Origin of the sequence: Microbispora corallina, assembly GCF_016863035.1 — a bacterium.
Taxonomy (GTDB): Bacteria; Actinomycetota; Actinomycetes; order Streptosporangiales; family Streptosporangiaceae; genus Microbispora; species Microbispora corallina.
The window spans coordinates 155,246-181,438 of the sequence record NZ_BOOC01000022.1 but is presented as its reverse complement, the minus strand read 5'-3'; the positions used below and the strand labels follow the sequence as shown (position 1 = coordinate 181,438).

At 74.3% G+C, this 26,193-nt stretch carries 27 protein-coding genes; 14 read left to right on the top strand and 13 right to left on the bottom strand.

What is annotated here, in order from left to right; all coding sequences use genetic code 11:
- Positions 1–34 precede the first annotated feature (34 nt).
- Both murQ and Mco01_RS22395 read left to right on the top strand, forming a co-directional pair.
- Positions 35–937 carry an N-acetylmuramic acid 6-phosphate etherase gene (murQ, locus tag Mco01_RS22400; RefSeq protein WP_204058846.1) on the top strand — a complete coding sequence of 301 codons (903 nt, stop codon included), beginning with the start codon at positions 35–37 and terminating at the stop codon, positions 935–937.
- Positions 930–1,964, top strand: coding sequence for a serine hydrolase domain-containing protein (locus Mco01_RS22395; RefSeq protein WP_204058845.1), 1,035 nt, complete (start codon positions 930–932; stop codon positions 1,962–1,964). Before murQ ends, Mco01_RS22395 begins: the two co-directional genes overlap by 8 nt.
- A gap of 30 nt (positions 1,965–1,994) precedes the next feature.
- On the opposite strand, the gene Mco01_RS22390 is transcribed toward Mco01_RS22395, so the two are convergent.
- Positions 1,995–2,582 (bottom strand): TetR/AcrR family transcriptional regulator, encoded by a 588-nt coding sequence (locus Mco01_RS22390; protein WP_204058844.1) that lies wholly within the window; start codon positions 2,580–2,582, stop codon positions 1,995–1,997.
- A 131-nt stretch (positions 2,583–2,713) separates the two neighbouring features.
- Here Mco01_RS22390 and Mco01_RS22385 point away from each other — a divergent pair, with 131 nt between their 5' ends.
- Positions 2,714–3,658: an SDR family NAD(P)-dependent oxidoreductase gene (locus Mco01_RS22385; protein ID WP_204058843.1), complete on the top strand. Its 945-nt coding sequence runs from the start codon at positions 2,714–2,716 to the stop codon at positions 3,656–3,658.
- 122 nt (positions 3,659–3,780) lie between these two features.
- On the opposite strand, the gene Mco01_RS22380 is transcribed toward Mco01_RS22385, so the two are convergent.
- Positions 3,781–4,848, bottom strand: a complete 1,068-nt coding sequence (locus Mco01_RS22380; protein ID WP_239103824.1) for an FAD-dependent oxidoreductase — start codon at positions 4,846–4,848, stop codon at positions 3,781–3,783.
- 123 nt (positions 4,849–4,971) lie between these two features.
- On the opposite strand from Mco01_RS22380, the gene Mco01_RS22375 reads away from it, so the two are divergent.
- Both Mco01_RS22375 and Mco01_RS22370 read left to right on the top strand, forming a co-directional pair.
- Positions 4,972–5,283 carry a thiamine-binding protein gene (locus Mco01_RS22375; RefSeq protein ID WP_269750534.1) on the top strand — a complete coding sequence of 104 codons (312 nt, stop codon included), beginning with the start codon at positions 4,972–4,974 and terminating at the stop codon, positions 5,281–5,283.
- The gene (locus tag Mco01_RS22370) at positions 5,280–5,636 is read left to right on the top strand and encodes an MmcQ/YjbR family DNA-binding protein (protein ID WP_204058842.1); all 357 of its coding nucleotides are present in this window, start codon (positions 5,280–5,282) and stop codon (positions 5,634–5,636) included. Before Mco01_RS22375 ends, Mco01_RS22370 begins: the two co-directional genes overlap by 4 nt.
- Before the next feature lie 87 nt (positions 5,637–5,723).
- Here the strand turns inward: Mco01_RS22370 and Mco01_RS22365 are convergent, their stop codons facing one another.
- The 5 genes from Mco01_RS22365 to Mco01_RS22345 all read right to left on the bottom strand — a co-directional run bounded on the left by Mco01_RS22365 (position 5,724) and on the right by Mco01_RS22345 (position 10,581).
- The gene (locus tag Mco01_RS22365) at positions 5,724–6,401 is read right to left on the bottom strand and encodes an endonuclease V (RefSeq protein ID WP_204058841.1); all 678 of its coding nucleotides are present in this window, start codon (positions 6,399–6,401) and stop codon (positions 5,724–5,726) included.
- 265 nt (positions 6,402–6,666) lie between these two features.
- Positions 6,667–7,434: a VOC family protein gene (locus Mco01_RS22360; protein ID WP_204058840.1), complete on the bottom strand. Its 768-nt coding sequence runs from the start codon at positions 7,432–7,434 to the stop codon at positions 6,667–6,669.
- A gap of 184 nt (positions 7,435–7,618) precedes the next feature.
- Positions 7,619–8,254 (bottom strand): 4'-phosphopantetheinyl transferase family protein, encoded by a 636-nt coding sequence (locus Mco01_RS22355; RefSeq protein ID WP_204058839.1) that lies wholly within the window; start codon positions 8,252–8,254, stop codon positions 7,619–7,621.
- A complete protein-coding gene (locus Mco01_RS22350) occupies positions 8,251–9,072 on the bottom strand; it encodes a metallophosphoesterase family protein (protein WP_204058891.1) in 822 nt (273 codons plus the stop codon). The genes Mco01_RS22355 and Mco01_RS22350 overlap by 4 nt, the downstream gene beginning before the upstream one ends.
- Before the next feature lie 129 nt (positions 9,073–9,201).
- Entirely contained in the window at positions 9,202–10,581 is a 1,380-nt protein-coding gene (locus tag Mco01_RS22345; protein WP_204058838.1) for an MFS transporter, read from the bottom strand.
- An 86-nt stretch (positions 10,582–10,667) separates the two neighbouring features.
- Between Mco01_RS22345 and Mco01_RS22340 the strand changes: the two genes are divergently transcribed.
- On the top strand, positions 10,668–11,576 hold the full coding sequence (locus Mco01_RS22340) for a LysR family transcriptional regulator (RefSeq protein WP_204058837.1): 909 nt from the start codon (positions 10,668–10,670) through the stop codon (positions 11,574–11,576).
- Positions 11,577–11,642: 66 nt separating this feature from the next.
- Here the strand turns inward: Mco01_RS22340 and Mco01_RS22335 are convergent, their stop codons facing one another.
- The 4 genes from Mco01_RS22335 to Mco01_RS22320 all read right to left on the bottom strand — a co-directional run bounded on the left by Mco01_RS22335 (position 11,643) and on the right by Mco01_RS22320 (position 14,639).
- Positions 11,643–12,113 carry a DUF4231 domain-containing protein gene (locus tag Mco01_RS22335; RefSeq protein ID WP_204058836.1) on the bottom strand — a complete coding sequence of 157 codons (471 nt, stop codon included), beginning with the start codon at positions 12,111–12,113 and terminating at the stop codon, positions 11,643–11,645.
- A gap of 140 nt (positions 12,114–12,253) precedes the next feature.
- Positions 12,254–13,198, bottom strand: coding sequence for a TerC family protein (locus Mco01_RS22330; protein WP_204058835.1), 945 nt, complete (start codon positions 13,196–13,198; stop codon positions 12,254–12,256).
- Positions 13,199–13,361: 163 nt separating this feature from the next.
- Positions 13,362–13,682 (bottom strand): helix-turn-helix transcriptional regulator, encoded by a 321-nt coding sequence (locus Mco01_RS22325; protein WP_204058834.1) that lies wholly within the window; start codon positions 13,680–13,682, stop codon positions 13,362–13,364.
- Between the two features lie 48 nt (positions 13,683–13,730).
- Entirely contained in the window at positions 13,731–14,639 is a 909-nt protein-coding gene (locus Mco01_RS22320) for an MFS transporter (RefSeq protein ID WP_239103823.1), read from the bottom strand.
- 115 nt (positions 14,640–14,754) lie between these two features.
- Here Mco01_RS22320 and Mco01_RS22315 point away from each other — a divergent pair, with 115 nt between their 5' ends.
- Positions 14,755–15,663 (top strand): LysR family transcriptional regulator, encoded by a 909-nt coding sequence (locus Mco01_RS22315; protein ID WP_204058833.1) that lies wholly within the window; start codon positions 14,755–14,757, stop codon positions 15,661–15,663.
- A gap of 45 nt (positions 15,664–15,708) precedes the next feature.
- Positions 15,709–16,887: an aminotransferase class V-fold PLP-dependent enzyme gene (locus Mco01_RS22310; protein ID WP_204058832.1), complete on the top strand. Its 1,179-nt coding sequence runs from the start codon at positions 15,709–15,711 to the stop codon at positions 16,885–16,887.
- Here the strand turns inward: Mco01_RS22310 and Mco01_RS22305 are convergent.
- Together Mco01_RS22305 and Mco01_RS22300 are read right to left on the bottom strand one after the other, a co-directional pair.
- Entirely contained in the window at positions 16,875–17,849 is a 975-nt protein-coding gene (locus tag Mco01_RS22305; protein WP_204058831.1) for a glutathione S-transferase family protein, read from the bottom strand. The two genes, Mco01_RS22310 and Mco01_RS22305, sit on opposite strands and share 13 nt — an antisense overlap.
- 17 nt (positions 17,850–17,866) lie before the next feature.
- Positions 17,867–19,108 carry a glycosyltransferase family 4 protein gene (locus tag Mco01_RS22300; protein WP_239103822.1) on the bottom strand — a complete coding sequence of 414 codons (1,242 nt, stop codon included), beginning with the start codon at positions 19,106–19,108 and terminating at the stop codon, positions 17,867–17,869.
- A gap of 96 nt (positions 19,109–19,204) precedes the next feature.
- On the opposite strand from Mco01_RS22300, the gene Mco01_RS22295 reads away from it, so the two are divergent.
- The 6 genes from Mco01_RS22295 to Mco01_RS22270 all read left to right on the top strand — a co-directional run bounded on the left by Mco01_RS22295 (position 19,205) and on the right by Mco01_RS22270 (position 25,954).
- Positions 19,205–19,582 carry a BlaI/MecI/CopY family transcriptional regulator gene (locus tag Mco01_RS22295; protein WP_204058830.1) on the top strand — a complete coding sequence of 126 codons (378 nt, stop codon included), beginning with the start codon at positions 19,205–19,207 and terminating at the stop codon, positions 19,580–19,582.
- 1 nt (position 19,583) lies between these two features.
- Entirely contained in the window at positions 19,584–20,513 is a 930-nt protein-coding gene (locus Mco01_RS22290; RefSeq protein ID WP_204058829.1) for a M56 family metallopeptidase, read from the top strand.
- Between the two features lie 103 nt (positions 20,514–20,616).
- The gene (locus Mco01_RS22285) at positions 20,617–23,481 is read left to right on the top strand and encodes a bifunctional glycosyltransferase/CDP-glycerol:glycerophosphate glycerophosphotransferase (protein ID WP_239103821.1); all 2,865 of its coding nucleotides are present in this window, start codon (positions 20,617–20,619) and stop codon (positions 23,479–23,481) included.
- On the top strand, positions 23,474–24,622 hold the full coding sequence (locus Mco01_RS22280; protein ID WP_204058828.1) for a glycosyltransferase: 1,149 nt from the start codon (positions 23,474–23,476) through the stop codon (positions 24,620–24,622). Before Mco01_RS22285 ends, Mco01_RS22280 begins: the two co-directional genes overlap by 8 nt.
- A gap of 182 nt (positions 24,623–24,804) precedes the next feature.
- Entirely contained in the window at positions 24,805–25,173 is a 369-nt protein-coding gene (locus tag Mco01_RS22275; protein WP_204058827.1) for a VOC family protein, read from the top strand.
- A 115-nt stretch (positions 25,174–25,288) separates the two neighbouring features.
- Positions 25,289–25,954 carry a dihydrofolate reductase family protein gene (locus Mco01_RS22270; protein WP_239103820.1) on the top strand — a complete coding sequence of 222 codons (666 nt, stop codon included), beginning with the start codon at positions 25,289–25,291 and terminating at the stop codon, positions 25,952–25,954.
- Positions 25,955–26,193: the final 239 nt, after the last annotated feature.

The window sequence follows — 26,193 nt, the reverse complement described above, 5'->3', positions numbered from 1 at the left end:
CTGGATCTTTCGGATATCTCGAAGATGAGGAACCATGACGCAGTCACTTGCCGCTCTCGCCACTGAACAGAGCGATCCCCGATACAGCGGGATTGACACGCTCCCGACGGAGGAGATCGCGCGGCTCATGAACGCGGCCGACGCCACCGTGCCCGCCGCCGTGGGCCGGGCCGTCCCGGCGATCTCCGCCGCGATCGACGGCATCGCCGGGCGGATGACCGCGGGCGGCCGCCTCCTCTACGTCGGCGCGGGCACGTCCGGGCGGCTCGCCGTCCTCGACGCCTCCGAGTGCCCGCCCACCTACGGCACCCACCCCGACCTCGTCCAGGGGATCATCGCGGGCGGCGAGGTCGCGCTGGTCCGGTCGGTCGAGGGGGCCGAGGACGACGCGGAGGCCGGCGCCGCCGTGATCCGGGACAAGGGCGCCGGGCCGCTCGACTCCGTCGTCGGGATCTCCGCCAGCGGCCGGGCGCCGTACGTCGTCGCCGCCGTGGCCGAGGCCCGCCGCCGGGGGGCGCTCACGGTCGGGCTGGCCTGCAACACCGGCACCCCGCTCGGCGCGGCGGCCCACCACGCGATCGAGGTCGTCGTGGGGCCCGAGATCGTCACCGGCTCGACCCGGCTCAAGGCCGGGACGGCCCAGAAGCTCGTGCTCAACATGATCTCCACGATCACGATGATCAAGACGGGCCGGACGTACGGGAACCACATGGTCGACGTGGTGGCGAGCAACTCCAAGCTGGTCGACCGCGCCGCCCGGATGGTCGCCGACATCACCGGCGCCCCCTCGGCCCGGGCCCGGGAGGTCCTGGAGGACGCCGGGCGCGACGTGAAGACCGCCGTCGTCATGATCGAATGCGGCGTGGGCGCCGACGACGCCAGGGCCGTGCTCGCGGCCCACGGCAACCGGCTGGCCGCGGCGCTGCGGGATGCTTGAGGATCGCCTGCGGGCGGCCGTGCCCGGGGTCGCCTCGGCCGCCGTCGCCCTCGTCTCCCACGACGGGGAGGTCGTCGCCGGCGCCGCGGTGGGGGAGGCCGTGCGGTTCGCCGACGCCGCCGAGACCCTGGCGGCCGAACGGCCGCCCGCCGGGCTTGACGCGGTCTTCGACCTGGCGTCGGTCACCAAGGCGTTCACGGCCGCCGTCCTGCTGGCGCTCGCCGAGGACGGCCGGGTGGACCTGGACGCCCCGGTCGCGGCCTGGCTGCCGGAGCACTACGCCGGACGGCCGGAGGTCACGGTCCGCCACCTGCTGACCCACACCTCGGGCCTGCCCGCGAGCAACCGGGTGGGCGGCGAGCCCGAGGAGGACCGGTGGCGGCTGGTGCTGTCCACGCCCGCCGCCTTCCCGTTGGGAACGCACGTCTACTCGGACGTCGGGATGATCACGGCGGGGCGGGTCGCGGAGGCTGCCGGGGACGCCCCGCTCGACGTGCTCGTCCGCGAACGGATCACCGGGCCGCTCGGGCTCGCCGACACCGGCTTCCGGCCCGCGCCGTCCGGCCGGATCGTGGCCACCGAGTACAAGCCGGAGCGGTCGTCCCACGGTTGCGTGCGGGGCGAGGTGCACGACGAGACCTGCCACGCGCTCGGCGGCGTGACCGGCCACGCCGGGCTGTTCTCCACGGCCGCCGACCTGCTGCGCTTCGGGGAGGCGCTGCGCACCGGGGGCGGCGGCGTCCTCGGCCCGGCCTCGGTGGAGGAGATGATCCGCGACCAGGGCGTGACCGGAGCGGCCTATCGGCAGGGTCTCGGCGTGCGCATCGGCGACCCGGCCATCGTCGGGCCGCTGGGCGACGCCTTCGGCCATTCCGGGTTCACCGGCACCTCGCTCGTCGTCGATCCCGGCCGCCGGCTGACCGTCGTGCTGCTCACCAACAACGTCCACCCGTTGCGCGGCCGGCCCGGCATCCGCGACCTCCGCTCAGCCGTCGCCGCCGAGGCCCTGCGCCTCGCCGGCGGATAGCGGTCAACGGGCCTCACACCGCGGGCGCGGTCAGGGCGTGGTGCCGTGGCGCAGGCCGTCCATGAGCAGGTCGAGCAGCCGTCCGGCCTGCTCGCGCTGGGCGGGGTCGCCCGCCGCCAGCGACACGCCGCTCAGGGCGGTCAGGACGTCGCCCGGCTCGACGTCCCGCCGTACCGCACCGGCCGCGGCGCCCGCCTCCAGCAGGGTCGCGATCGCGCCGACCAGCCGGTCGCGGCTGTGGGCGTACGGGTTGCCGCCGGAGGCGATGACGGCGCGCAGAGCATCGGCCATGCCGCGCTTCGTGGTCATGTAGTCCACGAACCGGTCCATCCAGGCGCGCGTGGCCCGGTCCGGCGGCGCGGCCTCCAGCAGGCCCGGCACCGCGTCGCACAGCCGGTCGAGCTCGTTCCGGTACGCCGCCTCAACCAGGGCCTCACGGGTGGGGAAGTGGCGGTAGAGCGTCCCGATGCCCACGCCCGCGTCCTTCGCGATCGCGTCCAGCGTCACGTCCGGACCCTCCTGCGAGAACGCCCGCACGGCGGACTCCAGCAGCCGGTCGCGGTTGCGCCGGGCGTCCGCCCGCAGCGGCCTGGCCGCGGCGGACCCGTTGTCGGGCACTGCTCCTCCTGATCGATTTGCTAACCGGAGTTTTCTCCGCTTAGAGTCGTCCATGTAACGGAGGATCCTCCGCTTTCGTCATTGTACCGGCGGGTGCTCCCCATCCGGGGGCCGAGGGAGACGGGAAGACCATGACCGACACACGCCGCATCACCACGCCGTTCACCGCGCAGTCCACGGCCGCCGAGGTCGTCGAGGGCGTCGACCTCACCGGCCGCCGCGTCGTCGTCACCGGCGGCGCCTCGGGCATCGGCGTCGAGACCGCCCGCGCGCTCGCGGGCGCCGGAGCCGAGGTGACGCTGGCCGTCCGCAACCTCGAGGCGGGGGAGCGCACGGCCGAGGACATCGTGGCGACCACCGGCAACAAGCAGGTGCTCGTGGCGCCTCTGGACCTCGCCGACCGCGCGTCCGTCGCCGCGTTCGTCGCGGCCTGGGAGGGCCCCCTGCACATCCTGGTGAACAACGCGGGCGTGATGGCCTCGCCCGAGACCCGTACGCCTGAGGGCTGGGAGCTGCAGTTCGCCACCAACCACCTCGGGCACTTCGCCCTGGCCACCGGGCTGCACCCGGCCCTGGCGGCGGCCGGCGGGGCCCGGGTCGTCTCGGTGAGCTCCAGCGCCCATCTGCGGTCGCCGGTCGTCTTCGAGGACATCCACTTCCGGGAGCGCGCCTACGAGCCGTGGCTGGCGTACGGGCAGTCGAAGACGGCCAACGTGCTGTTCGCGGTGGAGGCGAGCAAGCGGTGGGCCGCCGACGGCATCGCGGTCAACGCGCTGATGCCGGGCGGCATCCGGACCAACCTCCAGCGGCACGTCGCCGAGGAGGACCTCCAGGCCATGGTGCGGCAGAGCAGCGCGGCCGGCCTGGTGTGGAAGACCCCGGAGCAGGGCGCCGCCACGTCCGTCCTGGTCGCGACGTCGCCGCTGCTGGACGGCGTCGGCGGGCGCTACTTCGAGGACTGCAACGAGGCGGAGCCCCACCAGGAGGGCACCCGCCGGGGTGTGGCGCCCTACGCGCTCGACCCCGAGGCGGCCGCCCTGCTGTGGCAGGTGTCGATCGACACCCTCGCCGCGTAGAACGTGCGGCGGCCGTCCGCGACACGGGGGCCGGACGGCCGCCGCTCATCCAAGGCCTCCCGAAGCCGGCACCGCGCCGCCTCGGAGGCCGGGCCTGCTGCGAGGCCGGGCGGGCGGCGGGATCAGGCGGCTGCGGGGGAGGCGGCGAGCAGGCGGCGGATCTCCTGCGCGGCAGCCCGGCCCGCGCGGTTGGCCCCGACGGTGCTGGCGGACGGGCCGTACCCGATGAGGTGCAGGCGCGGCTCGGCGACCACGCGGGTGCCGTCCATGACGATCCCGCCGCCGGGGGCGCGCAGCCTGAGGGGCGCCAGATGGTCGAGAGCCGAGCGGAAGCCGGTGGCCCACACGATCGCGTCGGCCTCGGCCGTGGTGCCGTCGTCCCAGGCCACACCGCCGGGGATCATCTCGCGGAACATCGGCAGCCGTTCGAGCGCGCCCTTCACCAGCGCCTGCCGTACGACGACCGAGGACCCGAGCCCGGTCGCGCCGACCACGCTCTGCGGCGGCAGGCCGGCCCGCACGCGCGCCTCGACCCGGGCCACGGCGGCCCGGCGCTCGTCGAGGTCGAAGTCCCCGTCCCGGAACTCGGGGGGCCGCCTGGTCACCCACAGCGTCGAGGCGGCGACTCCCGCGATCTCCGACAGCACGTGGGCCGCGGAGTGGCCGCCGCCCACCACGACCACCCGCAGACCGGCGAACTCGTCCGGGCCCCGGTAATCGGCGTAGTGCAGCTGCCTGCCCCCGAAGTCCGCGGCGCCGGGGTAGTAGGGCCAGTGGGGCCGGGTCCAGGTGCCGGTCGCGTTGACGACGGCGCGGGCGGCCCAGGCGCCGTCCGAGGTCGCGACGACCAGCCGGTCCCCGGGTCCGCGGGTGACGGCGCGCACGGTGACGGGACGGACGATCGGGAGCCCCGTGCGGCGCTCGTAGTCGGCGTAGTACTCGGGAACCGCCTCCGCCGCCGGACGCGACGGATCGGGCGCGCCGGAACGGGGTACGCCGGGCAGGTCGAAGATGCCGTGGATCTTCTCCATCGTCAGCGTCGGCGACCGGTGCCGCCACGCCCCGCCAGGACCGTCCTCGCGGTCGAGGACGACGAGATCCAGGCCGAAGCGGCGCAGGAAGTACGCGCCTGACAGGCCGGCCTGGCCCGCGCCGACGACCACGGCGTCCACCTCGTGCGGAGTGCTCACGGCAGTGGTCAACAACCCGGCCGGCCCGCTGCTTCCTCTCGTACGCCGCTGCACCACGGGTCCTGTCGGTGGGCGCTGCTAGCGTTCGGGCCGTAGGGCGGCAGGAGACAGGGAGGGGAAGCCATGTCGGTGCTCGTGGCGTTCAGCGTCACGCCGATCGGGGTCGGCGAGGACGTCGGGGAGATCGTCGCGGAGGCCGTCCGGGTGGTCCGCGCGTCGGGCCTGCCCAACCGCACGGACGCGATGTTCACCACCGTCGAGGGCGACACCTGGGACGAGGTGCTCGCGGTGGTGAAGGACGCGGTGGCCGCCGTCGAGGCGCGCTCCTCCCGCGTCAGCCTGGTCCTGAAGGCCGACGCCCGGCCCGGGGACGGCGGGCGGCTGGAGTCCAAGGTCGCCTCGGTAGAGCGCCACCTGTCGGGCGGTGCGGCGTGATCACGGCCGACGACGTGCGGCGGGTGGCGAACGGCCTGCCGAGGACCGAGGAGAGGCTGGTCAGAGACCGGATCACCTTCCGGGTGGGCCGGATCGTCTACGCCGCGATATCGGCCGACGAGACGTCCATGGGGTTCGCGTTCCCGAAGGAGGAGCGGGCGGCCCTGGTGGCGGCCGAGCCGGACAAGTTCCACATGCCCCGCCCGTCGGACGAGCGGTACAACTGGGTGCGCGTCTGGCTGGCCGCGATCGACGAGGCGGAGATGCGGGAGATCATCGTGGACGCCTGGCGGATGGTGGTCCCCAAGAAGGTGGCCGCCGCCCACCTCGCGACCTCCTCACCCGAGGCCTGAGGAGTCAACCTCGAGACCTGCTCACCTGGTGCCTGAGGGGTTCCTCGCGGCCTCCCCGGAGGCAGGGCCGGCGACGCCGGTTTCGCCTCAGGTGAGGCTGTCCGCGAGCGCCCGGCGGCAGAGGCGGTCGGCGGCGCGGGTGGTCTCGGGCAGCCGGTGGCGCGGGGTGAGGGCGAGCACGTTGTGGCAGGCCGTCTCCAGGTCCATCCGGTCGCCCACCGACACGTACACCGGCCTGACGCCGTCGCGCGTGCGCAGGACCCGCCCGACGACATCCCCGTCGAGGCGGAGCTCGCTCCACGACCCGCGTGGGAGCCCCGGCTCGTCGAAGGTCCCGACGAACGGCGTCTTCCCCACGCCGATCGTGGGCAGCCCGGTCAGCACCCCCAGGTGGCACGCCAGCCCGAAGCGCCGGGGGTGCGCCAGGCCGTACCCGTCGCACACGATCAGCCCGGGCGTCAGCGTGAGCCGCTCCAGCGCCTCGACCAGGCTCGGAAGCTCACGGAAGGCGAGCAGCCCGGGCACGTACCCGAACGCGACCGGCCCGGTCACGGTCACCTGCTCCAGCACCTCCAGGCTGGTCCCGTCGAGCACCACGACCGCGGCGGCCAAGCGGTCGCCGGCGTAGGCGACGTCCACGCCGGCTACCGTCGAGGGCCGCAGGGGCCCGGGCCCTGTGAGGTCGAGCCGCGGGCGCAGGGACTCCTGGACGGCCTCGGCCTCCGTTACCGACGACGGCCACACCGGAGGGGCGCACACCTTCACACCGGCGACAATAGGCGCTTCACGCGGGCGTGGACGGCGGCGCTCGGCCCCCGAAAATGGACGGTGGGGCTCGGGCCCCGACAGCAGCGCGGCCTGAGTTCCTTTGGGGCACGGCTTCGGCACGTGTCCCGGACGGGTGGGCGGCTCAGGCGCGCGACACGCCCGGGGGCCACCGGCCCGGCAGGTGGTGCACAGGTGGGTGTGGACCTGAACGGGCCGGTGGCGGGGCGGGGGAGGGCGGGGTCAGAGCGGGGTCAGAGCGGGGTCAGGTGGTGACGCTGGTGATCACGGCGAACCGGGCGCCGAAGGGGTCGGTGAGGATGGCGAACCGGCCGACGCCCTCGACGCTCATCGGGGGCACGATCACCTCGCCGCCCAGCTCACGCGCGATCTCCACCGCGGCGTCGCTGTCGGCGACCTCGAAGTAGACGAGCCAGTGCGGCCGGTCGCCCGGCTGGAGCGGCATGACGCCGCCGAAGTCGGGCTCCTGGCCCTCGGCGGTCGACAGCACGATGTAGGTGGCGTCTCCGAACGGGGTCTCCTCCACCCGCCAGTCGAAGACGGCCTGGTAGAACGGGCGGACGGCGCTCGGGTCGGGCACGTAGAGCTCGGTCCAGGCCAGCGACCCGGGCACGCGCACCGCGTCGAGGCCCTTGGTCTCGCCCGGCTGCCAGACGGCGAACTCGGCGCCGCCGGGATCGGTGAAGCCGCCCATCCGGCCGTTGGTGAAGACGTCGAAGGGCTCGAACCGGACGACGCCGCCCGCCTCCCGCACGGCCTTGGCCGTGGCGTCGGCGTCGGGCGTCTGGAAGTAGAGAACCCAGGCCGAGGAGGCGCCCTCGTCCATGAGGGGGCCGACGGCGGCGACGGTCTTCCCGCCGACGTGGAAGAAGCCGTACCCGCCCGAATCGGGGCCGGCCGACTGGTACTCCCAGCCGAGCAGCCGCGTGTAGAACGCGACGGCGGCCTCGGTGTCGGGCGTCCCGAGGTCGATCCAGTTGGGAGCTCCGGTGACGTACTGCGTGGTGAGCATGGGCGGTTCCTCGTCCGATGGTCCTCGTGCCGGCTCTCGCGGTCCGGGCCACAGCCTCGCAGGGCCGACCGACAATTTCCGGGGACCCGAGGAGCAATCCAAACGACAGGGCGCGCCCCGGCACACCTCACGCGGGCAAAAAACCGGTAAGCGCGGGGTCAAGCGGCGTGGCGGCCGGGAGAACCTACCGCGGAAGCGCGATGGCGGTGGCGACCAGGCCGTCCGACACGAGCCAGCGGCCGCCGAGCGTGCGCGTGCCCATCGCGGGGTCGGCCACCAGGAGAGACGCCGTGAAGCCCCCGTCCGGGTCGATCTCGACGACGGCCTGGGCGAAGTCCAGCCATCGGCGGGTGAGGGGGAACCACACCTTGTAGACGGCCTCCTTGGCGCTGAAAAGGATCCTGTCCCAGCACGCCCCGGGACCTAGCGCGCCCAGCGCCGCGATCTCGCCGGGGGAGGCGACGGTCGGCAGCACCCCGGAGGGGAGCGGCCCGTGGGGCTCGGCGTCGATGCCGATCGCGGCCGCGACCCGTCCCTCGGCCACGGCCGCGGCGCGGTACCCGGAGCAGTGCGTGATGCTGCCCACCGTCCCGGGCGGCCAGACCGGCGCGCCCCGCTCGCCGCGCGGGATCGGCCCCGGGGGCACGCCCAGCCGGGACAGCGCCTGCCGCGCGCAGTGCCGCCCGGTGACGAACTCCCGTCGCCGCATCCCCGTGGCCCGCGCGACGAGCGGCCGCTCCTCGGGGAACAGCGTGTCCTCCGGCACGTCGCCGAACTCCTCGGCCGTGGCCGCCCATTCGGGGAGGATGCGCTCGATCACGGGACGAGCACCGCCCGCGGCCGCGACGGCCCGGACGCCCGGGTCCGCCACTCCCTCGGGTAGCCCAGCGAGACCTCCTCGAAACGGACGCCGTCGTGCCAGGTGGTCCGCGGGATGTGCAGGTGGCCGTACACCACGGCGGCCGCCCGGAACCGGACGTGCCAGTCGGCCGTGCGGTCGGTGCCGCACCACAGGGCGAACTCCGGATGATGCAGGACCAGCGTCGGCTCCCTGACCAGGGGGAAGTGGTTGACGAGGACGGTCGGCAGATCGGTCGCGGCGAGCCGGCGCTCGGTCTCGGCCACCCGGGCGTGGCACCAGGCGTCCCGGCTCTCGTGCGGATCGGGGTGGAGGAGGAACTCGTCCGTGCACACGACGCCGGCCGCGAATGCCGTGGCGAGGGCCTCCTCCCTGGTGGCGGCGCCGGCCGGGCGGAAGCTGTAGTCGTACAGCACGAACAGCGGGGCGACCGCGACGGGTCCGCCCGGCCCGTCCCACACCGGGTACGGGTCCTCGGGGGTGGCGACGCCGAGGTCGCGGCAGAGGCCGACCAGGTGGTCGTACCGGGCGGCGCCCCGCAGGCGCACGGGGTCGTCGGCCGTGGTCCAGAGCTCGTGGTTGCCGGGGGCCCAGATGACCCGGGCGAAGCGGGCCGCGAGCGTGCCGAGCGCCCATTCCACGTCGGCCGGGGTCTCCGCGACGTCCCCCGCCACGATCAGCCAGTCGTCCCGGGAGACGGGCCGCACGGCCTCGACGATCTCCCGGTTCTCGGGATGGCCGACGTGCAGGTCGCTGATGCCGTACAGGCCGGGGATCAGGCCACCTCCGTCGTCGGCGGCGTCGGTACGGCGACCGGGGACGACCCGCGGGGGAGCCGCTCCGCCCCCGTCTCCCGCATCGCGTGCGCCCCTCTCACCGTCCGGATCATTCCTGATTGTGGGCGATCGTCAGCGGGAAATCAAAAGCCCCGTTTCGCGGGCCGTACGGCCTCCGGCGAGCGCGGCGACGACCAGGGCGAGGCAGGCTCCGCCCGCGAGGACGGCGCCCGCGGCGGGCAGCGTGGGGAGCGTCCCGAGCACCGCCACCCCGAGCGCCGCGCCGGCCTGCCGGGCGGCGTTGAGCGCCCCCTGTGCGGTGGCCGCGAGCGCGGGGGGAGCGGCCCCGGCCATGTCGGCGATGGCGGCGGGGATGGCCAGCGTGCTGCCGAGGCCCAGCGCGGCCTGGGCGGCGACGATCAGCGGGATGGGCCCGTGTACGCCCGCCGGGAGGAGCAGCGCCCCGCCCGCGGCGTCGGCGGCCAGCCCGGCGAGCATCACCGGCCGGGCTCCGGCGCTGGCCACGAGCCGTCCGGTGACGAACGGCATGAAGCCCATCGGCAGCGTCAGCGGCAGCAGGGTGAGGCCGGTCCGCAGCGGGCTCATCTCGGCGTCCTCCTGGAGCCACTGGGTCAGCGCGAACAGCAGGCCGTACACGAGGAACGTCGCCATGAGGCCGGTGACGAGGCCGGCGCGGACGCGGCCGGTCGCGAGCAGCACGGGCGGCAGCACGGGTGAACGGGCCGGGTCCCGGGCCAGGCGCCGCTCCACCCGTGCCAGCAGGGCGAAGGCGAGCGCCGCCGCGGCGAGGGCCGCGAGGGGGACGGGCCGGGTCCACCCCTCGGTCCCCGCGCCGATGAGCCCGAAAGCGAGGCAGCCGAGCCCGGCCACCGACAGGGCGAGGCCCGCGCGGTCCACCGGACGCCCCCCGCGGGCGGGCCCGGACGGCAGCCCGCGCGACACGAGGAGGGCGACCAGCGCGACGGGCGGGTTGACCAGGAAGACGAGCCGCCACCCGCCGAGCGCGACGAGGACGCCGCCGAGCACCGGACCGCTGATCAGGCCGAGGCTCGTGACGGCCGCCCACGCGCCCACGGCCCTGGCCCGGCGGGCGGGCTCGGGGTACAGCGCGGCCAGCACCGCGAGCGACGCCGGGACGAGCCCGGCCGCCGCGACGCCAAGCAGGGCGCGGGCGCCGATCAGCGCCCCGGCGCCGGGGGCGGCCGCGCAGAGCAGGGACACCAGGCCGAACGCCGCCAGCGCCACCCGGTAGACCCGGCGCGGCCCCCACCGGTCGGCCAGCGACCCCGACGCGAGGAGCAGCCCCGCGAAGACGACCGTGTACGCGTCGACGGCCCACGGGAGCGCGGCGACGGGGGCATGGAGGTCGCGGCGCAGGTCGGGGAGGGCGACATTGAGGATCGAGGTGTCGAGCAGCACCAGGAAGTTGCCCGCCGCGACAGCGGCGAAGGCGGGGGCGGTGCGCGGCCCCCGGGCGGTGATGAGTGCCATGTGCCGAGGGTCGCGGCGAGACCGCGGAACCGGCCACGCCGGATATCCGATGGCCCCATCGGAGTGTCCGATGCGACGATGAGCCGGTGGATTCGCGGCTCCTGCAGGCGTTCGTGACCGTGGCCGACCTCGGCGGGATCTCCCCGGCGGCCGAGAAGCTCGGCTACGCCCAGTCGAGCCTCAGCGCGCAGCTCGGCCGCCTGGAGCGGGAGCTCGGCGTCGCGCTGCTGCACAGGAGCAGCTCGGGCGCGACCCCCACCGAGGCCGGGCTGACGCTCCTGCCGTACGCGCGGGAGGCCCTCGACCTCGACGAGCGCATGCGCCGGGCCGTCGCGGGCCTGCGGCCCCGGCTGCGAGTCGGCGCGCAGGAGACGCTGGCCTTCCACTGGCTGCCCGACCTGCTCACCGCCCTCGACCACGGCGCCGCGGGGCGCGCCGCGGCCGTCGACGTGACGCTGACCGTCGACACCCGCGAGCGGCTCCGCGAGGCCCTCTCGGAGGGACGGCTCGACCTGCTGTTCCTGTACGACAACGGGGCGCCGGCGCCAGGCCCGCACGCCGTGATCGGCCGGGACCGGGTGGTGCTGGTCGCCGCGCCCGGCCACCCGCTGGCCGAGCCGGGCGCCGCGACCCCCGAGGCGCTCGCGGCCGCCCTGTTCGTGTTCGCCGAGGAGGGCTGCACCTCGCAGATGCTCTACTCCCATCTCGGCTCCCGGCTCGACGGCGCGGCTCCGGTGGAGTCCCGCACCGTGGTCACCGGCTCGAAGGCCGCGCTCGGACGGATGATCGCCCAGGGGCGCGGCGTGGGCCTGCTGCCGCGGCTCGCGGTGGCCGCCGATCTCGCGTCGGGCGACCTGGTGGCCCTCGACGTCCCCGGGCCCGCGACGGTGGCCGTCCAGGCGTGGTGGCGGCCCGGCCTCGGGCCCGTCGAGCCGTCGGTGCAGGCCCTGCTGCGGCTGGCCCGCCGCCACCCGGTCGGCCAGGCCCTCTCCTGACCCCGCCCGCGCCGGCCCCGCGAGGTCGTCCGGAGTCGGCCACGAGACCGGCGCCGGGCCGCGCGGTCAGCTGAGGTCGGCCGCGGAACCGGCTCCGGCGCCGTCGGGGACGCGAGCCGCTCGGCGGCGGCTGCTCCACTGCCGGGCGTCCGCCGTCTTCACCGCCTCGGCCGTCCGGACCAGGACCGCCGCGCGATCGGGGCCGTCGTAGGGGGACGCGCCCACCGCGAACAGCGCGAGCTCGGTCTCGAGGGACAGCTGCGCGTCGATGGCGGCGAGCCAGTTCTCGTGCCACTGGTACAGCCCGCGGACGCCCGTCAGGACGACGACCCCGGCGCCGAGCACGGCGGCGACCGTGCTGCCCAGGCCCAGCGCCGCCGTCAGCGGGACCGCCGCGCCGAGCACGATGACGCCCAGCTCGGTGCCCCGGTGCCCGAGCCTGGCCCTGGCCGCCTGCCGGGCGTACCAGTCGCGCATGCCGGTCACCCTCGTCAGCGCGACCGCGGCGGCGTCGTCCGGGGCGGATCCGTTCACCACGGCGGATACCTCTCCTCCCGCGTGCCGGCGGCCGGTCGTCCCGTGCCGCCGGCCACGTTGCCAGATCGTCGATCTCCGCAGCGTAGGGCGAGCCGGCCTCCGCGCGCGAGGCCCGGTTCCGCCGCCGTCGCGCCCGGCCGTCACTCGCGGGACGGCTCGGGGACGTGCTCCGACCGGCGGCTCGCGACCAGGCTCCAGGCGACCGAGGCCGCGAGGCAGGCCGCGATCACGGACAGCGACAGCCAGACGGGCACCTTGTACACGTCGGCGAGCAGCATCTTCACGCCCACCAGCACCAGGATCGCGGCCAGGCCGTACCGGAGGTGGCCGAACCGGTGCAAGGCCCCGGCGAGCAGGAAGTACATGGCCCGAAGGCCCAGGATCGCGAACGCGTTGGACGTGAACACCAGGAACGTGTCGTTCGTGACCGCGAAGATCGCCGGGATCGAGTCGACGGCGAAGACGATGTCCGTGGTCTCGACCGCGACGAGCACGGCCATCAGCGGGGTGGCGACCAGCCGCCCGTTGTCGCGGATCCAGAAGCGGGCGCCGTGGTACTCCCCGGCGACCGGCACGACCCGGCGCATGGCGCGCAGCACCGGGTTGCGGTCCGGGTGCACCTCGACGGCGGAGTGGCGGGCCATCTTCACGCCCGTGTAGAGCAGGAACGCCCCGAAGACGTAGAGCACCCAGTGGAAGTTCTGCAGGAGCACGGCGCCCACGCCGATGAACAGGGCGCGGAAGACGAGCGCGCCGAGCACGCCGTAGAACAGCACCCGGTGCTGGAGCTCCCGGGGCACCGCGAAGAAGCCGAACAGCAGCGCGAACACGAACACGTTGTCCACGGCGAGGGACTTCTCGATGAGGTATCCCGCCAGGTACTGCCCCCCGGCGTCCGGGCCGAGCGTCAGCCAGACCACGGCCCCGAACCCGAGGCCGAGCGCCACCCAGACCCCCGACCAGGCGAGGGCCTCCCGGAACCCGACGACGTGGGCCCTGCGGTGGGCCACCAGGTCGATCGCGAGCATGAGCAGGATGATCGCGAGAACCGCGGCCCACGCCCACAACGGGACATTCGACGGCATCGTCAACCTCTCCATCTCCGCCGTACGGCGGACAGAGCGGGTCGACGGTCTCCCCGGGCCGGAGGACGGCCCTCGCGCCGGACCGCCGGTCGGCGGCGGCCGTGGTGACGACGCTGAGGCGTGCGGGTACTCCCCCTCGAACTACGTTTCAGTATTCACGAAATCAACTTCCGCCGTCAAGGGCGGGCCGGGGCCCGAACAGGGCGAGCAGGTCGGCGACGCCGTGTTCCCGCTCCGCGGGATGCCGCAGCCGGGCCAGCGCGTTGATCTCGTAGTGGTTGCGGCGGCCCACCCGCTCCCGGCGCAGGTAGCCGGCCTCCTCCAGGTCGCCCACGATGGCCTGGGCCGCGCGCTCGGTGATGCCGGCGGCCTCGGCCACGTCGCGCAGCCGGGCGTCGGGGTCGCGGGCGATGGCCAGCAGCACGTGCGCGTGGTTGGTCAGGAACGCCCACCCCTCCGCGCGGACGGGGCTCGTTTCGGTCATGTCCCGATTATGCGAGCCCCGATTCGCGAATAGAACAGCGCCTGTGCCTCAGGCGCCGGCTCTGCCCGGCAGGGCGGCCACCGAGGCGGCCGCTCCCGCCGACAGCAGGACCGCGAAGCCGATCATCGACGGCAGCAGCCCGAAGCCCTGGTTCGCGACGCCGAACCCGATCGCCTGCAGGCCCATGACGGCGTACGCGACGACGAAGAACACGGCGAGCACGCCCTTGAACAGCAGCCCGGCTCCCGCTCCCGCCGCGGCCGAGGCGAGCAGGTAGAGCCACAGGGCCGGGGGGCCGAGCGACACGGCGACCAGCGCCAGGCCGGCGGGGAACAGCGCGAGCCCGGTCAGGAGGATCCGCCGGGGCGCGGCGTGCCCGAGGGCGAGCCGGCCCCCGGCGGCGGCCAGGAACGTGACGAACCCGGGCAGCCCGCCCGCGAGCGGGGCGCCGATGCCGAGCCGCTCCCTGATCATGGCCGCAGTCGCCACCACGTCGGGCACGCCCGACCCGGGGCGGCGGGGGTGCGCCCGGCCGTACAGGTCGGACAGGTGCGTCGTGGCCGTGGAGGCCGGCATCTCGAGGGCCACGCCGGTCAGCAACCGCCCGGCGAGCAGGCCGGGGAGCGAGGGCCACGCGAGGAGCACGAGGGTGGCGGCCGTCGCCGTCAGCAGCGCCAGGACGATCACCCGCCGCCGGCCGTGCCGGTCGGACAGGTGGCCGAGGGTGCGGAAGCTCGCGGCCGCCCCCACCATGAGCAGGGCGAAGGCGACGGTCACCGTCGTGGGCCCCAAGCCGTCACCGGCCTCGTACAGCGGCCAGAGCGGGGTGGGCGCCGTGCCGAACCCCATCTGGACGGCGAACGCGACGGCGGCGAACCAGAATCCGGCGTGGTGGGACGCGGAGGGACGGCCGGCGGTCCGGCGGATCTCGATCTGCGTCCGGGGGGCGATGGGCACGTCTCGTCCATTCGCTCGCGGTGGTCCTCGTCCACGACAAGGATGGCCGTCGCCCAGCGATCGAGTCCAACGAATGCTGGTGCTGAGATCAATCACGATCTGTGATAATCGCAGTATGGAGCTGCGTCATCTCGAGTATTTCGTGGCCGTCGCCGAGGAGCTGAACTTCACTCGTGCGTCCCGGCGGCTGCACGTGGTGCAGTCCGGGGTCTCGGCCGCCATCCGGTCGCTGGAGCGGGAGCTCGGGGTGACGCTGTTCGACCGCACCTCCCAGCGGGTCTCCCTCTCCGACGCCGGGTGCGTGCTGCTACCCGAGGCCAGAGCCGTGCTGGACGCGGTCCGCTCGGCCCGGGAGGCCGTCCAGGCGGCCGAGGACGGTCTGCGCGGCACGATCGACATCGGCACGCTGACCTCGCTGCCGCTCGTCGACCTGCCCGCCCTGCTCGGGCGCTTCCACGCGGAGCATCCCGGCGTCACCATGCGCCTGCGGATCGCGCCGACCGGCTCGGCCGGGCTGGCCCAGGCGCTGGTCGCCGGGGAACTCGACGCCGCGTTCGTCTCGCTGCCCGGGCCCCTGCCGGGGCTCGCCATACGGGAGCTGGCGGCGGTGCCGCTGGTGCTCGTCGTGCCGGCCGACCACCCGCTGGCGGGGGAGGAGGCCGTCCCGCTGGCGCGGCTGTCGGAGGAGGAGTTCATCGACTTCCCGCCCGGGTACGGCAACCGGACCGTCGTGGACCGGGCCTTCGCCGCCGCCGGGGTGGAGCGGCGGGTCCGGCTGGAGGTGGCCGACGTCGCGACCGGCTCGGCCTACGTCCGGCACGGCCTCGGCGTCGCGTTCCTGCCCGAGTTCGTCGCGCCGCACGACCCCGACCTGCGGGTCCTGCGGACCGCCGGCGCCACCCTGACCTGGTCGCTGTCCGTGGCCACCTCGGCCACCCGGCGGCCCAGCGCGGCCGTGCGGGCCTTCCTCGACCTCGTCGACCACCACGTGCTGGGACAGGACGCCGTCCGGTCACCTCGGTGATCAGGCGGGCAGAATGGTCGTCCGGGACCGTACGCGGAGGTGGCCGTGGGGATCGACGTCGAGCGGGTGCGGGCCGACACGGCGGGATGCGCGGAGGTGGTCCACCTCGACAACGCGGGATCGTCCCTGCCGCCGCGGCCGGTGACCGACGCCGTCGTCGGGCACCTGCGGCTGGAGGAGCGGATCGGCGGCTACAGGGCCGCCCGCGCCGAGGAGGCGCGGACCGAGCACGCCTACGACGCGCTGGCCGCGCTCGTCGGGGCCGGCCGCGACGAGATCGCCATCGTGGAGAACGCCACCCGCGCCTGGGACATGGCCTTCTACTCGCTGCCCTGGCGGCCGGGCGACCGGATCCTCACATCCCGCGCCGAGTACGCCGGCAACGTGATCCCGTTCCTCCAGATCGCCCGGCGGCACGGCGTGCGCGTCGAGCCGGTCCCGGACGACGAGAGCGGCGCGCTGTCCGCCGGCGCCCTGCGCGACATGATCGACGAGCGGGTGCGACTGATCGCCGTCACCCACGTGCCCACCCAGGGCGGCCTGGTCAACCCGGCGGCCGAGATCGGCCGGGTGGCCCGCGAGGCCGGGGTGACCTATCTGCTCGACGCGTGCCAGTCGGTCGGCCAGATGCGGGTGGACGTCCGCGAGATCGGCTGCGACCTGCTGTCGGCGACCGGCCGCAAGTTCCTCCGCGGACCCCGGGGCACCGGGTTCCTGTACTGCTCCCGCCGGATCCTCCGTGATCTGGAGCCGCCGTTCCTCGACCTGCACGCGGCGACCTGGACCTCGGCCGGGGGGTACACGGTCCACGACGACGCCCGCCGGTTCGAGAACTGGGAGGGCTTCGTGGCCGGCAAGATCGGCCTGGGGGTGGCCGCCGACTACGCCCTCGGCCTCGGCCTTGACGCGATCGAGGAGCGGGTGACCGGGCTGGCGGAGACCCTGCGCGAGCGCCTGCGCGCGATCCCCGGCGTGACGGTGCGCGACACGGGCGTCCGGCGCTGCGGCATCGTGACGTTCACCGTCGACGGCCACGAGAGCGCCGGCGTCGCCCGCGCGCTGTCGGAACAGGCGATCAACGTGTCGGTGTCCTGGCCGACCTCGGCACGGTGGGACTTCGAGGCCCGCGGGCTGCCGCCGATGGTCCGGGCCTCGGTCCACTACTACAACACGGAGGAGGAGCTCGACCGTCTCTGCGCCGCGCTCCCCGGTCACCCCTCCTGAGGAAGGCTCCAGTCGATCACGGGGCCGGCGGGGACGATCCGCAGCGGGTTGAGCCGCGGGTGGGTGCCGTAGTAGTGCCGCTTGATGTGGCCGAAGCCGGTGGTGCCGCCGAACGCCGGGTTCCCGTAGAGGTCGCGGGCGTACCGCCACAGGTTGGGGTAGTCCGACAGCCGCCGCAGGTTGGCCTTGAAGTGCGTCACGTAGACGGAGTCGAACCGGGCGAGCGTCACCCACAGGCGCACGTCCGACTCGGTGACGCGGTCGCCGAACAGGTACCGGCGGCCGGCCAGCCGCTCCTCCAGCTCGTCGAGCGTGGCGAACAACGCGGTCACCGCCTCGTCGTACGCGGCCTGGCTCTCGGCGAAGCCGCACCGGTAGACGCCGTTGTTGACGGTGGCGTACACCGTGTCGTTGAGGGCGTCGATCTCCGGGCGGAGGGCCTCGGGGTAGAGGTCGATCCCCGGCGCGGCCCACGCGCCGAACTGCGTGCCGAGGTCGATGCTGATGTCGGGGAAGTTGTTGCTGACGATCCGGCCCGTCCGCCGGTCCCACAGCACGGGCACGGAGACGTGGCCGTCGTACCCCGGCTCGGTCGCCTCGTACGCCTCGCGCAGCAGCGTGAAGCCGTTCACCTCGTCCGGCCCGTGGCCAGGCCCCTCGCGGAACGCCCAGCCGCGCCCGTCGCGGATCGGGTCGACCACCGACATCGACACCACGTCCTGCAGCCCGAGCAGCGCCCTGACGATGACCGAACGGTGCGCCCACGGGCAGGCCAGCGACACGTAGAGGTGGTAGCGGCCGGGCTCGGCGGGGAAACCGCTGGAGCCGTCCGCCGTGATCCGGTCCCGGAACGGGTAGAGCGGGCGGACGAAGGAGCCGTCGGGCCGGGTGGCGGCCTTGACCGTGTAGTCGCCGAAGGCGGCGAAGTCGACGGGGCTCGCGACAGGGGCTGTGGTGGTCATCGGCGGTCGTCCTCTCGTCACCGGTTCGCGGCCTTTCCGAGCGTACCTCCCTGAATTCCGGCGTTCTCGCGGGCCGTCAGGAGCCGGGCGAACAGGGCCTCCCAGCGGGCGTGGACGACGTCCATCCCGTAGCGGGCCGACGACGCGCGGGCGGCCGCCCCCAGGGACGCGCGCAGCGCCGGGTCCTCGACGAGGCGCGTGATCGCGGCCGCGAGGGCGTCCACGTCCTTGGGCGGGACCAGCAGACCGTCCCGCTCCGGCGTGACGATCTCCGCCGGGCCCTCGGGGCAGTCGAAGCTGACCACGGGCAGGCCGTGGGCCATGGCCTCGATGAGGACCATGCCGAAGCCCTCGGAACGGGAGCTGAGCACGAACAGCGACCCCTTCGCCAGCTCCTTTTCGATCTTCATGGTCGTCCCCATGAGGAAGACGCGGTCGCGCAGGCCGAGGCGGCCGGCCAGCCTGAGCAGCCGGGCCCGCTCCCTGCCGTCCCCGTAGATGCGCAGCCGCCACTCCGGATGGGCCGCGGCGACGGCGGCGAACGCCGTGATCAGCATGTCGAACCCCTTCTGCGGGGTCAGCCGGCCGACCGCCACCACGGTGGTGCCGTCCACGTCCGCCGGGCGCCGCTCGGCCGGGGTGAGCCCGTTCGGGATCGCGACCACCGCGGCGTCGCTCCCGGCGAGCAGCGCGCCGTACCGGGCGGCGTCGGTCTCGGTGAGCGCGACCAGCGCGTCGAGCCGGGGGTACCAGCGCTCGATCTCGGCCCGCAGGCCGGCCTTGTGCGAGTCGAGGTGCATGTGCTCCTGCCCCACCAGGACCACGTCCCTCGGCGCGAACCGGGCCGCCAGCAGGTTCAATGCGGGCCGCGTCGTGACCAGCACGCCGCCGTGCAAAGTCTGCAGGTAGGCGACGATCCGGGGGTCGCTGAAGCGGTTGAACGTCGTGTAACGGACCTCGGCCGGCGGCACGAGGGTGCTCGGACGGCGGACGAGCCAGGTGCGCAGCGGGTGCCGCCACTCGGGCCCGCGCAGGTCGGCGAGGGAGCGCAGCCGCACCCGGGGGTCGACGGGGAACCTCGTCTCCTGCCGGGTCCGGAAGACGCTCACAAGGTCGACGTCGTGTCCCGCGGCGGCCATCGCGTTCGCCTGGTTGATCACGGTCCGGATCGTGCCGCCGACGCTGTAGGCGTTCATGAGGAGGTAGCGCACCGTCATGCGGCCCCCCTCGCGTGCCGTGCCGTCCTCCGACGGTTCCATCCGCCGCCTCCTTCGCCCGTGTAGGCTCCTGAACTACTACCCCGATAGTTTCTACTATCCCGATAGTAGGACGTGGTGAAAGGGAGGCGCGTTCCCATGGCCGGGGATCAGGGACACTCCGACAAGAGGTCGCCCGGGATGCTGGAGGACGAGGTCCTCGCCGCGCTGTGGGCCGCCGCCGGGCCGATGAGCCCGGCCGACGTCCAGGCGGAGCTGGGCGGCTCGCTCGCCTACACGACCGTGATGACCACGCTGGCCCGGCTGCACCGCAAGGGCCTGGCCACGCGGGAGCGGGCCGGTCGCGGGTTCGTCTACGCCCCCGCGGTCGGCGAGGCCGCGCACACGGCCGAAGCCATGCGCGACCTGCTGGCACGCCGCAGCGACCGCGCCGCCGTGCTGGCCGAGTTCGTCTCCCGGCTGTCGCCGGACGACGAGCAGGTGCTGCAGCGGCTGCTCCGGGAGGTCGACGGTTGACATGCGCCTCGTCGTCTACCTGCCGTTCCTCGTGTCGGCCCTGCTCGGGCTGACGATCCCGCGTTTCGGGCGGCGGCTGGCGCCGGCCACGGGGACCCGGCTGCTGGTCGCCTCGGGCGCCGCGTGCGCGCTCAGCACGGCGTTCGCGCTGGCCGCGCTCGCCGGCACCTACGTCGGCCAGCTTCCGGCCGTGGCCGCGTTCGGGGACTGGTCGGTGCGGCTGCTGAAGGCCAACGATCCCGTGCCGCCGCTGGTCGGCCAGGCCGCGCTGGGCTTGCTGGCCGTGCTCGCCGTCCTCGCCGCCGCGACCGCCGTACGGCGGGGCCTGGCCCTCGCGGAGGCCGCCCGCGCGTGCCGGGGGGCCCACCCCGGCGCCGGCGACCTGGTCATCGTGAGGGACGCCGTACCCCGCGCCCGGGCCGTGCCCGGGCGGCGCGCGGGCCGGATCGTCGTCACGACGGGGATGCTCCGCGCGCTCACCGCCGAGGAGCGGCGGGTGCTGCTGGCGCACGAGCGGGCTCACCTGGGCGACCGCCACCACCTCTACCGGCTGGCCGCGGCCGTCACGGCCGCGCTGAACCCGATGCTCGCCGCGCTGCCGCGGACCGTCGAGTACACGACCGAGCGATGGGCCGACGAGCGGGCCGCGGCCCACGTGGGCGACCGCCGCCTGGCCGCCCGCGCCGTCATCCGCGCCGCGCTCGCGACCAGCAGGCACGCCGTGGGACCGGCCGCGCTGGCCTTCAGCGACGGCGCCGTGCCCGACCGCATCACCTGCCTGCTCGACGCCCCGCCGCGGCGGCGGCCGTTCGCGGTGGCCGCGCTCGTGGCGGTCCTGACCCTGTGCCTGATCGCCGTGAACGAGGCCAGGGCCGACACCGAGTCGCTGTTCGAGAGGTCGGAGCCCGCCACGCTCACCTCGCATGCGTGAACATTTCCGGCACATTGCGCTAACTCCGTGAACCCGGAGTTAACCGAGCGGGTACTAGCATCTCGCGACTACTACGGCGGTAGTAGTAATCGAGGGGTGGTGGGTGCCCGTGGTGTCCTCGCGGGGGGCGTCCGGCGGCGTCGCGGTCAGCGTGGTGGTGATCGTCTACAACGACGCCCGCCGGCTGCCGGACGCGGTGCGGTCCGTGCTGGAGCAGTCCCTGCGGTCGGTCGAGGTGGTGATCGTCGACGACGCGAGCACGGACGGCTCGGCCCGGGTCGCCGAGCGGTTCGCGGCGTCCCATCCCGACCGGGTGCGGGTCGTGCGGCTGCCGGAGAACTCGGGCGGATGCGGCCGGCCGCGCAACGTGGGCCTGGAGCACGCCCGCGGCGACCACGTGATGTTCCTCGACAGCGACGACACCCTCGACCGGCACGCCTGCCGCACCCTGCTCGCCGCGGCCGAGGAGACCGGGGCCGACCTCGTCTCCGGGCGCTGCGTGCGGGTGTTCACGGACACGGGCGAGGAGCGCGCCTGGTACCCCGGCCAGTACCGGCGCTCGGCTGTCTACGAGAGCGTCCTCGACAACCCCGACCTCCTGTACGACACGCTCAGCACCAACAAGTGCTACCGCCGCGACTTCATCGAGCGGGCCGGGCTCCGCTTCGTCGAGGGCCTCCACTACGAGGACCTGCTGTGGAGCGCCCAGGCGTACCTGGCCGCCCGGCGGATCGCGGTCGTGCCGCACCGGGTCTACAACTGGGCCGTCGTGCGCCGCGGGCCGAACCTGTCCATCACGAACCGCCGGGCGGACCTGCGCAACTTCGCCGACCGGCTGGCCGTGCACCGGGCCGTGGACGAGGAGTTCCTGTGGCACGGCGCGGCCGGGCTCAAGCGCCGCAAGGACGCCAAGTTCCTCAACCACGACCTGATCCTCTACCTGCGGGAGCTGCGCAGCCGGGACGCGGAGTACCGCCGGGAGTTCCTCGACCTGGCCCGGGAGTACCTCGCGGAGCTGGGCCCCGCCGCGTTCGAGGAGGGCCGGCCGATCCCCGCGATCGCCGGGCTGATGGTCCTGTGCGGCGACTACGACGCGGCGCTGGCCGCGGCCGACTACCGGCCGAGGAAGGGCGTGCGCCCGACGCTGTCGACCGACCTGGTCGAGCGCGACGGCCGCGTCTACTGGTGCGACCGCCACCTCGACGGCGCGTTCGCCCGGCGCGTGCTCGACGTGACCGACCTCGGCGTGCACAGCGCGCCGTTCCGGTCGTTCAAGCTGGGCGGGCGGGTGACCTCGGTGACCCGGCGGGGAAGCGAGGTGCGCGTCGCCGGCGACGCGGTGAACCCGCTGGGCCGCATCGCCCCGGACCGCCTCACCGGGAGGCTGGAGTTCCGGGACCGGCAGCGCAAGGGCAGGGCGTTCTCGGTGCCGGCCGCCGTCTCCACGGACGGCAGGCGCATCCGCTGGGAGGCGTCCTTCCATCCGGGGAGGGTGATCCGGCCGATCGGCCTCGTGGACCAGACGTTCGGGCTGTGGCTGGTGCTGTCGGCCGACGGGCGGAACGTCACGGTCCGGCTCACCTCCTCCGACGTCGGCTACGAGGAGCCCGGACTGGCCGTCCGGCCGCGCCTGACCCGCGTGGCCGGCGACTTCATGGAGTTCTACGTGCCGGAGTCGGGCGAGCTCGCCCTCCGCACGGTGGCCAGGGGCGCGATCGCCAGAGCCACCCTGCCCCTGGCCCGCAGGATCGCGGCGAGCGGCGGCGGCGCCCGAATCTGGCGGGCCGTGACCCGGCGCGAGCGCGCGGTCCTCGCCGCGCTGAGGAGCCGCAGGACCAAGATCGCCGTCTACAACGCGCTGCTGCGGCGGCTCCCGATCCGGCGGGGGACCGTCGTGTTCGAAAGCCACCTCGGGGCGCAGTACTCCGACAACCCCAAGTACGTCTACGAGGAGCTGCGCCGCCGGAAGACCGGCCACCGGGCCGTCTGGTCGTACCGCGGCGCAGCCAAGGGCTTCCCCGCGGACGCCGAGCTGGTCAGGCGCGGCTCCTGGGCCTACTACCACGCGCTCGCGCGGGCCGAGTTCTGGGTGGACAACCAGGGCTTCCCCGCGGGGCTGGTCAAGCGGCCGGAGACGACGTACCTCCAGACCTGGCACGGCTCGGCGTACAAGCGGATGGGCCTCGACGAGCCGCGGACGAAGGCGGGCACCCGCGCCCGGCGCGAGCGGATGCGCGCCATGGTGGAGCGGTACGACCACTTCCTCATCCGCTCGGAGCACGACCGGCGCACCCTGGTCCGGGGCCTCGGCGTGACGGCGGACCTGCTGCCCACCGGCTACCCGCGCAACGACCCGCTCGTCAACGGCGGCGACCCCGGGGAGCTGGACGCGCTGCGGCGCAGGCTGGGGCTGCCGGCCGGCCGGACCGTCGTGCTGTACGCGCCGACGTTCCGCGCCGACGAGAAGGGCAGGCCGGAGCGGCGCTTCGAGATCCCGTTCGACCTCGGCCGCTTCGTCCGGGAACTGGGCGGCACCCACGTCCTGCTGGTGCGCGCCCACTACCTCAGCGCGGTCGTGGTGCCGCCCGGCCTCGGGCACGCCGTCGTCGACGTCGGCGAGGTGCACGACGTGACCCCGCTGCTGCTGCTGTCGGACGTGCTCGTCACCGACTACTCGTCCCTGATGTTCGACTACGCGCTGCTCGACCGGCCCATGGTGTTCCACACCCCCGACGCCGACGCCTACGTGAGCCGGCGCGGCGCCTACTTCGACCTCGCCGAGGTGGCGCCCGGGCCCGTCGTCACCGGGGAGGACGAGCTGTTCGACGCGTTGCGGGAGGCCCGCTCCGGCCCGGACCGGCACGCCGGGCGGCGGCGGCGCTTCGCCGAGCGGTTCGGGGAGTACGACACCGGCTCGGCCGCCAAGGCCGTCGTCGACGCGATCTTCGCCGGAGGCCCCCGTGGGTGAGCACCGGGACGTGTTCGTCGTCTGCAACAACGTCGAGGAGCTGGGCGGCCTCCAGCGCTGGGCTCACCAGATCGGCCGGCTGCTGGCCGAGCGCGGCCACCGGGTGCGCCTGGTCGGGGTCACGCACGCCGACCACCCCCACGACTACGGCCGGGACACACCGTACGAGATCTCGGTGCTGTACGAGCGGCCGCCCGCGCCGAGGTGGCGGCCCCGCACCGCCCTCGACCGGCTCGACGCGGCCGCCTGGACCCGCATGGCCGTGCGGCGCGCCGGCATGCGCAGGGCCGCGGGACGGCTGACGGAGATCTTCCGCACGGCCGGTCCGGGGGCCGTCGTCATCGCCGCCCAGGTGTGGGCGATGGAGTGGGTGGCGCTCGCCGACACCCGGGGGATGACGGTCGTCGGCATGAGCCACGAGTCGTACGCGGCGACCCGGGCGTCCTCCCGCTACGAACGGGTGAAGAGGTACTTCTCCGGCGCCGACGCCTTCCTCGCGCTCACCCGGGAGGACGCCGACGCCTGGGCCGTGGCGGGCATGCCGGCCGCCGCCGCGATGCCGAACCCGCTGCACGTGCACCCCGCCCGTACGGCCTCGCTGGACGAGCGGGTCGTGGTGTGGCTGGGCCGCATGTCGTACGAGAAGGGCCTGGACCTGCTGCTGGAGGCCTGGGCGCGGGTGGCGCCGCGGTACCCCGGCTGGCGGCTGCGGCTGTACGGCTCCGGCTCCGAGGAGCCCGGGATCCGGGCGCTCGCGAGCGAGCTCGGAGTGGACGGCGGCGTCGAGTTCGCCGGGCCGACCCACGACCTGGAGCGGGCGCTCACCGGCGGCTCGGTGTTCGCGCTGTCGTCCCGGGAGGAGGGCTTCCCCATGTCCGTCATGGAGGCCATGGCGTACGGTCTGCCGGTCGTGGCGTTCGACTGCGCGCCCGGGGTCCGTGAGCTGGTGGCCCACGAGGCCGCCGGGCTCCTCGTCCCGCCGGGCGACACGGCCGGGTTCGCCGGCGCGCTGACCCGGCTCATGGAGGACGACGAGCTGCGCCGGCGGCTCGGCGGGGCCGCCCGCGAGTCCGTCCGGCGGTTCTCGCCGGACGCGGTCGTGGACCGGTGGGAGCGCCTGTTCGCGCTCCTCGATCGCTGACCGCGGCCCCGGTACGGCCGTGGCCGCGAGGTCGGCGCCTCCGTTCGCCTGGCTCCGCGCTCACCGGGCGCTGACCTGGCGCCGCCCAAGGGCCTATCGCAAAGCCTGATGAGCCAGTCGCCAGGCATGGTGCGTCAATCATCGTCACGTTTGCTGTCGGTGGCGTCTGGCAGACTGCCGCCATGCTCGATCACTTTTCGATTCAGTGCGGAGATCTCGGCAGGAGCGCGGCCTTCTACGACGCTGTTCTGGCGCCGCTCGGCGGCCGGCGGATCATGGAGTTCGGTCCGGTGATCGGGTACGGCGTGGACAGCCCCACGTTCTGGATCGGTCAGCAGGCGACCGGCGACGGTTTCCGTGAGTCGCACATCGCTTTCGCGGCAACCGACCGCCAGTTCGTCGATGCGTTCTTCGCGGCGGCCGTCGGCGCCGGCGCGGAGGTCCTGCATGAGCCGCGGGTCTGGCCGGAGTACCACCCTGACTACTACGGCGCCTTCGTACGCGACCCGGACGGCAACAACGTCGAGGCGGTCTGCCACCGATCTCGCTGAACCAACCGCTTCATCCTCGCTCCGGACACGTCTGCCGTCCCGCCGAACCGCCCTCTTCTCCCGTCGAGCGCGGCCGTGATCGCCGGCGGAGACGGATCCGTGGCCGGACGACGAAATGCGGATGCCGTACCAGTGCATGACACCACCCGAGCTCGAAGGGATCACCGCGATGGCAAAGGTCATCTCCACGCTGTTCATCTCGGCCGACGGCGTGGCCGAGATCGACCCTGATTGGCACTTTCCGTACTTCGACGAGAACATGGGCCGCGCCGTCACCGATGACTACGACACCTCCGACGTGCTTCTCATCGGCCGCGTGACCTACGACAGCTTCGCAGGAGCGTGGCCCGGCCGGGAGGCGGCGGGTGGGGACGACGCACCCATGGCCAAGCGACTCGGGGACGTGCGCAAGGTGGTCGTCTCGCGCCAGCCGCTGGAGTTCTCCTGGCGCAACTCCGAGCTGATCGAGGGCGACCTTCTCGAGGCCGTCGCGACGCTCAAGGCCGATGCCGGCATCAGAGGCATCCTGATCCCCGGCTCGATCTCCGTGGTGCAGCAACTGCTCGCCGCGGGGCTGGTCGACGAGCTGCGCCTGCTCGTGCACCCGGTGGCGGCGCGCAAGGGCCGCAGGCTGTTCGACGACGGCGATACGCCGTACCACCTCACGACGACGGCGGCAGAGGTGTTTCCGACGGGCGTGATCCGCCTGATCTACTCGCCGGCCGAGGCACCCGCCAAGGTCGGCTACGACGAGGTCAAAGACCGGGTGCCCGGGAAGTAGCGAGGCTTCGCGGCGAAGGATCGTCGCCGCCTCCGCGTTCACCGGACGCTTACCTGGCGCCGTCTATCGTGTGGCACAACGGTGACCCGGCCGGTCGTCGTGATCAGGGGAGACCGGGGGAGGCGGCGGGCGTGCTGGGGAGGCCCCGCCGCCACCCCCGTTCGTCTGCGGCGAACGGCTTACGGGACGCGAGAACCCCCTGCCCGCGGCGGGTCAGGGGGTCCGGGGGGACTCGTGGC

Coding starts and splice junctions, on each gene's coding strand:
- murQ (WP_204058846.1), top strand. CDS start 35: ATGACGCAGTCACTTGCCGCTCTCGCCACTGAACAGAGCGATCCCCGA.
- Mco01_RS22395 (WP_204058845.1), top strand. CDS start 930: ATGCTTGAGGATCGCCTGCGGGCGGCCGTGCCCGGGGTCGCCTCGGCC.
- Mco01_RS22385 (WP_204058843.1), top strand. CDS start 2,714: ATGACCGACACACGCCGCATCACCACGCCGTTCACCGCGCAGTCCACG.
- Mco01_RS22375 (WP_269750534.1), top strand. CDS start 4,972: ATGTCGGTGCTCGTGGCGTTCAGCGTCACGCCGATCGGGGTCGGCGAG.
- Mco01_RS22360 (WP_204058840.1), bottom strand. CDS start 7,434: ATGCTCACCACGCAGTACGTCACCGGAGCTCCCAACTGGATCGACCTC.
- Mco01_RS22345 (WP_204058838.1), bottom strand. CDS start 10,581: ATGGCACTCATCACCGCCCGGGGGCCGCGCACCGCCCCCGCCTTCGCC.
- Mco01_RS22330 (WP_204058835.1), bottom strand. CDS start 13,198: ATGCCGTCGAATGTCCCGTTGTGGGCGTGGGCCGCGGTTCTCGCGATC.
- Mco01_RS22325 (WP_204058834.1), bottom strand. CDS start 13,682: ATGACCGAAACGAGCCCCGTCCGCGCGGAGGGGTGGGCGTTCCTGACC.
- Mco01_RS22315 (WP_204058833.1), top strand. CDS start 14,755: ATGGAGCTGCGTCATCTCGAGTATTTCGTGGCCGTCGCCGAGGAGCTG.
- Mco01_RS22305 (WP_204058831.1), bottom strand. CDS start 17,849: ATGACCACCACAGCCCCTGTCGCGAGCCCCGTCGACTTCGCCGCCTTC.
- Mco01_RS22300 (WP_239103822.1), bottom strand. CDS start 19,108: ATGGAACCGTCGGAGGACGGCACGGCACGCGAGGGGGGCCGCATGACG.
- Mco01_RS22295 (WP_204058830.1), top strand. CDS start 19,205: ATGGCCGGGGATCAGGGACACTCCGACAAGAGGTCGCCCGGGATGCTG.
- Mco01_RS22290 (WP_204058829.1), top strand. CDS start 19,584: ATGCGCCTCGTCGTCTACCTGCCGTTCCTCGTGTCGGCCCTGCTCGGG.
- Mco01_RS22275 (WP_204058827.1), top strand. CDS start 24,805: ATGCTCGATCACTTTTCGATTCAGTGCGGAGATCTCGGCAGGAGCGCG.
- Mco01_RS22270 (WP_239103820.1), top strand. CDS start 25,289: ATGCGGATGCCGTACCAGTGCATGACACCACCCGAGCTCGAAGGGATC.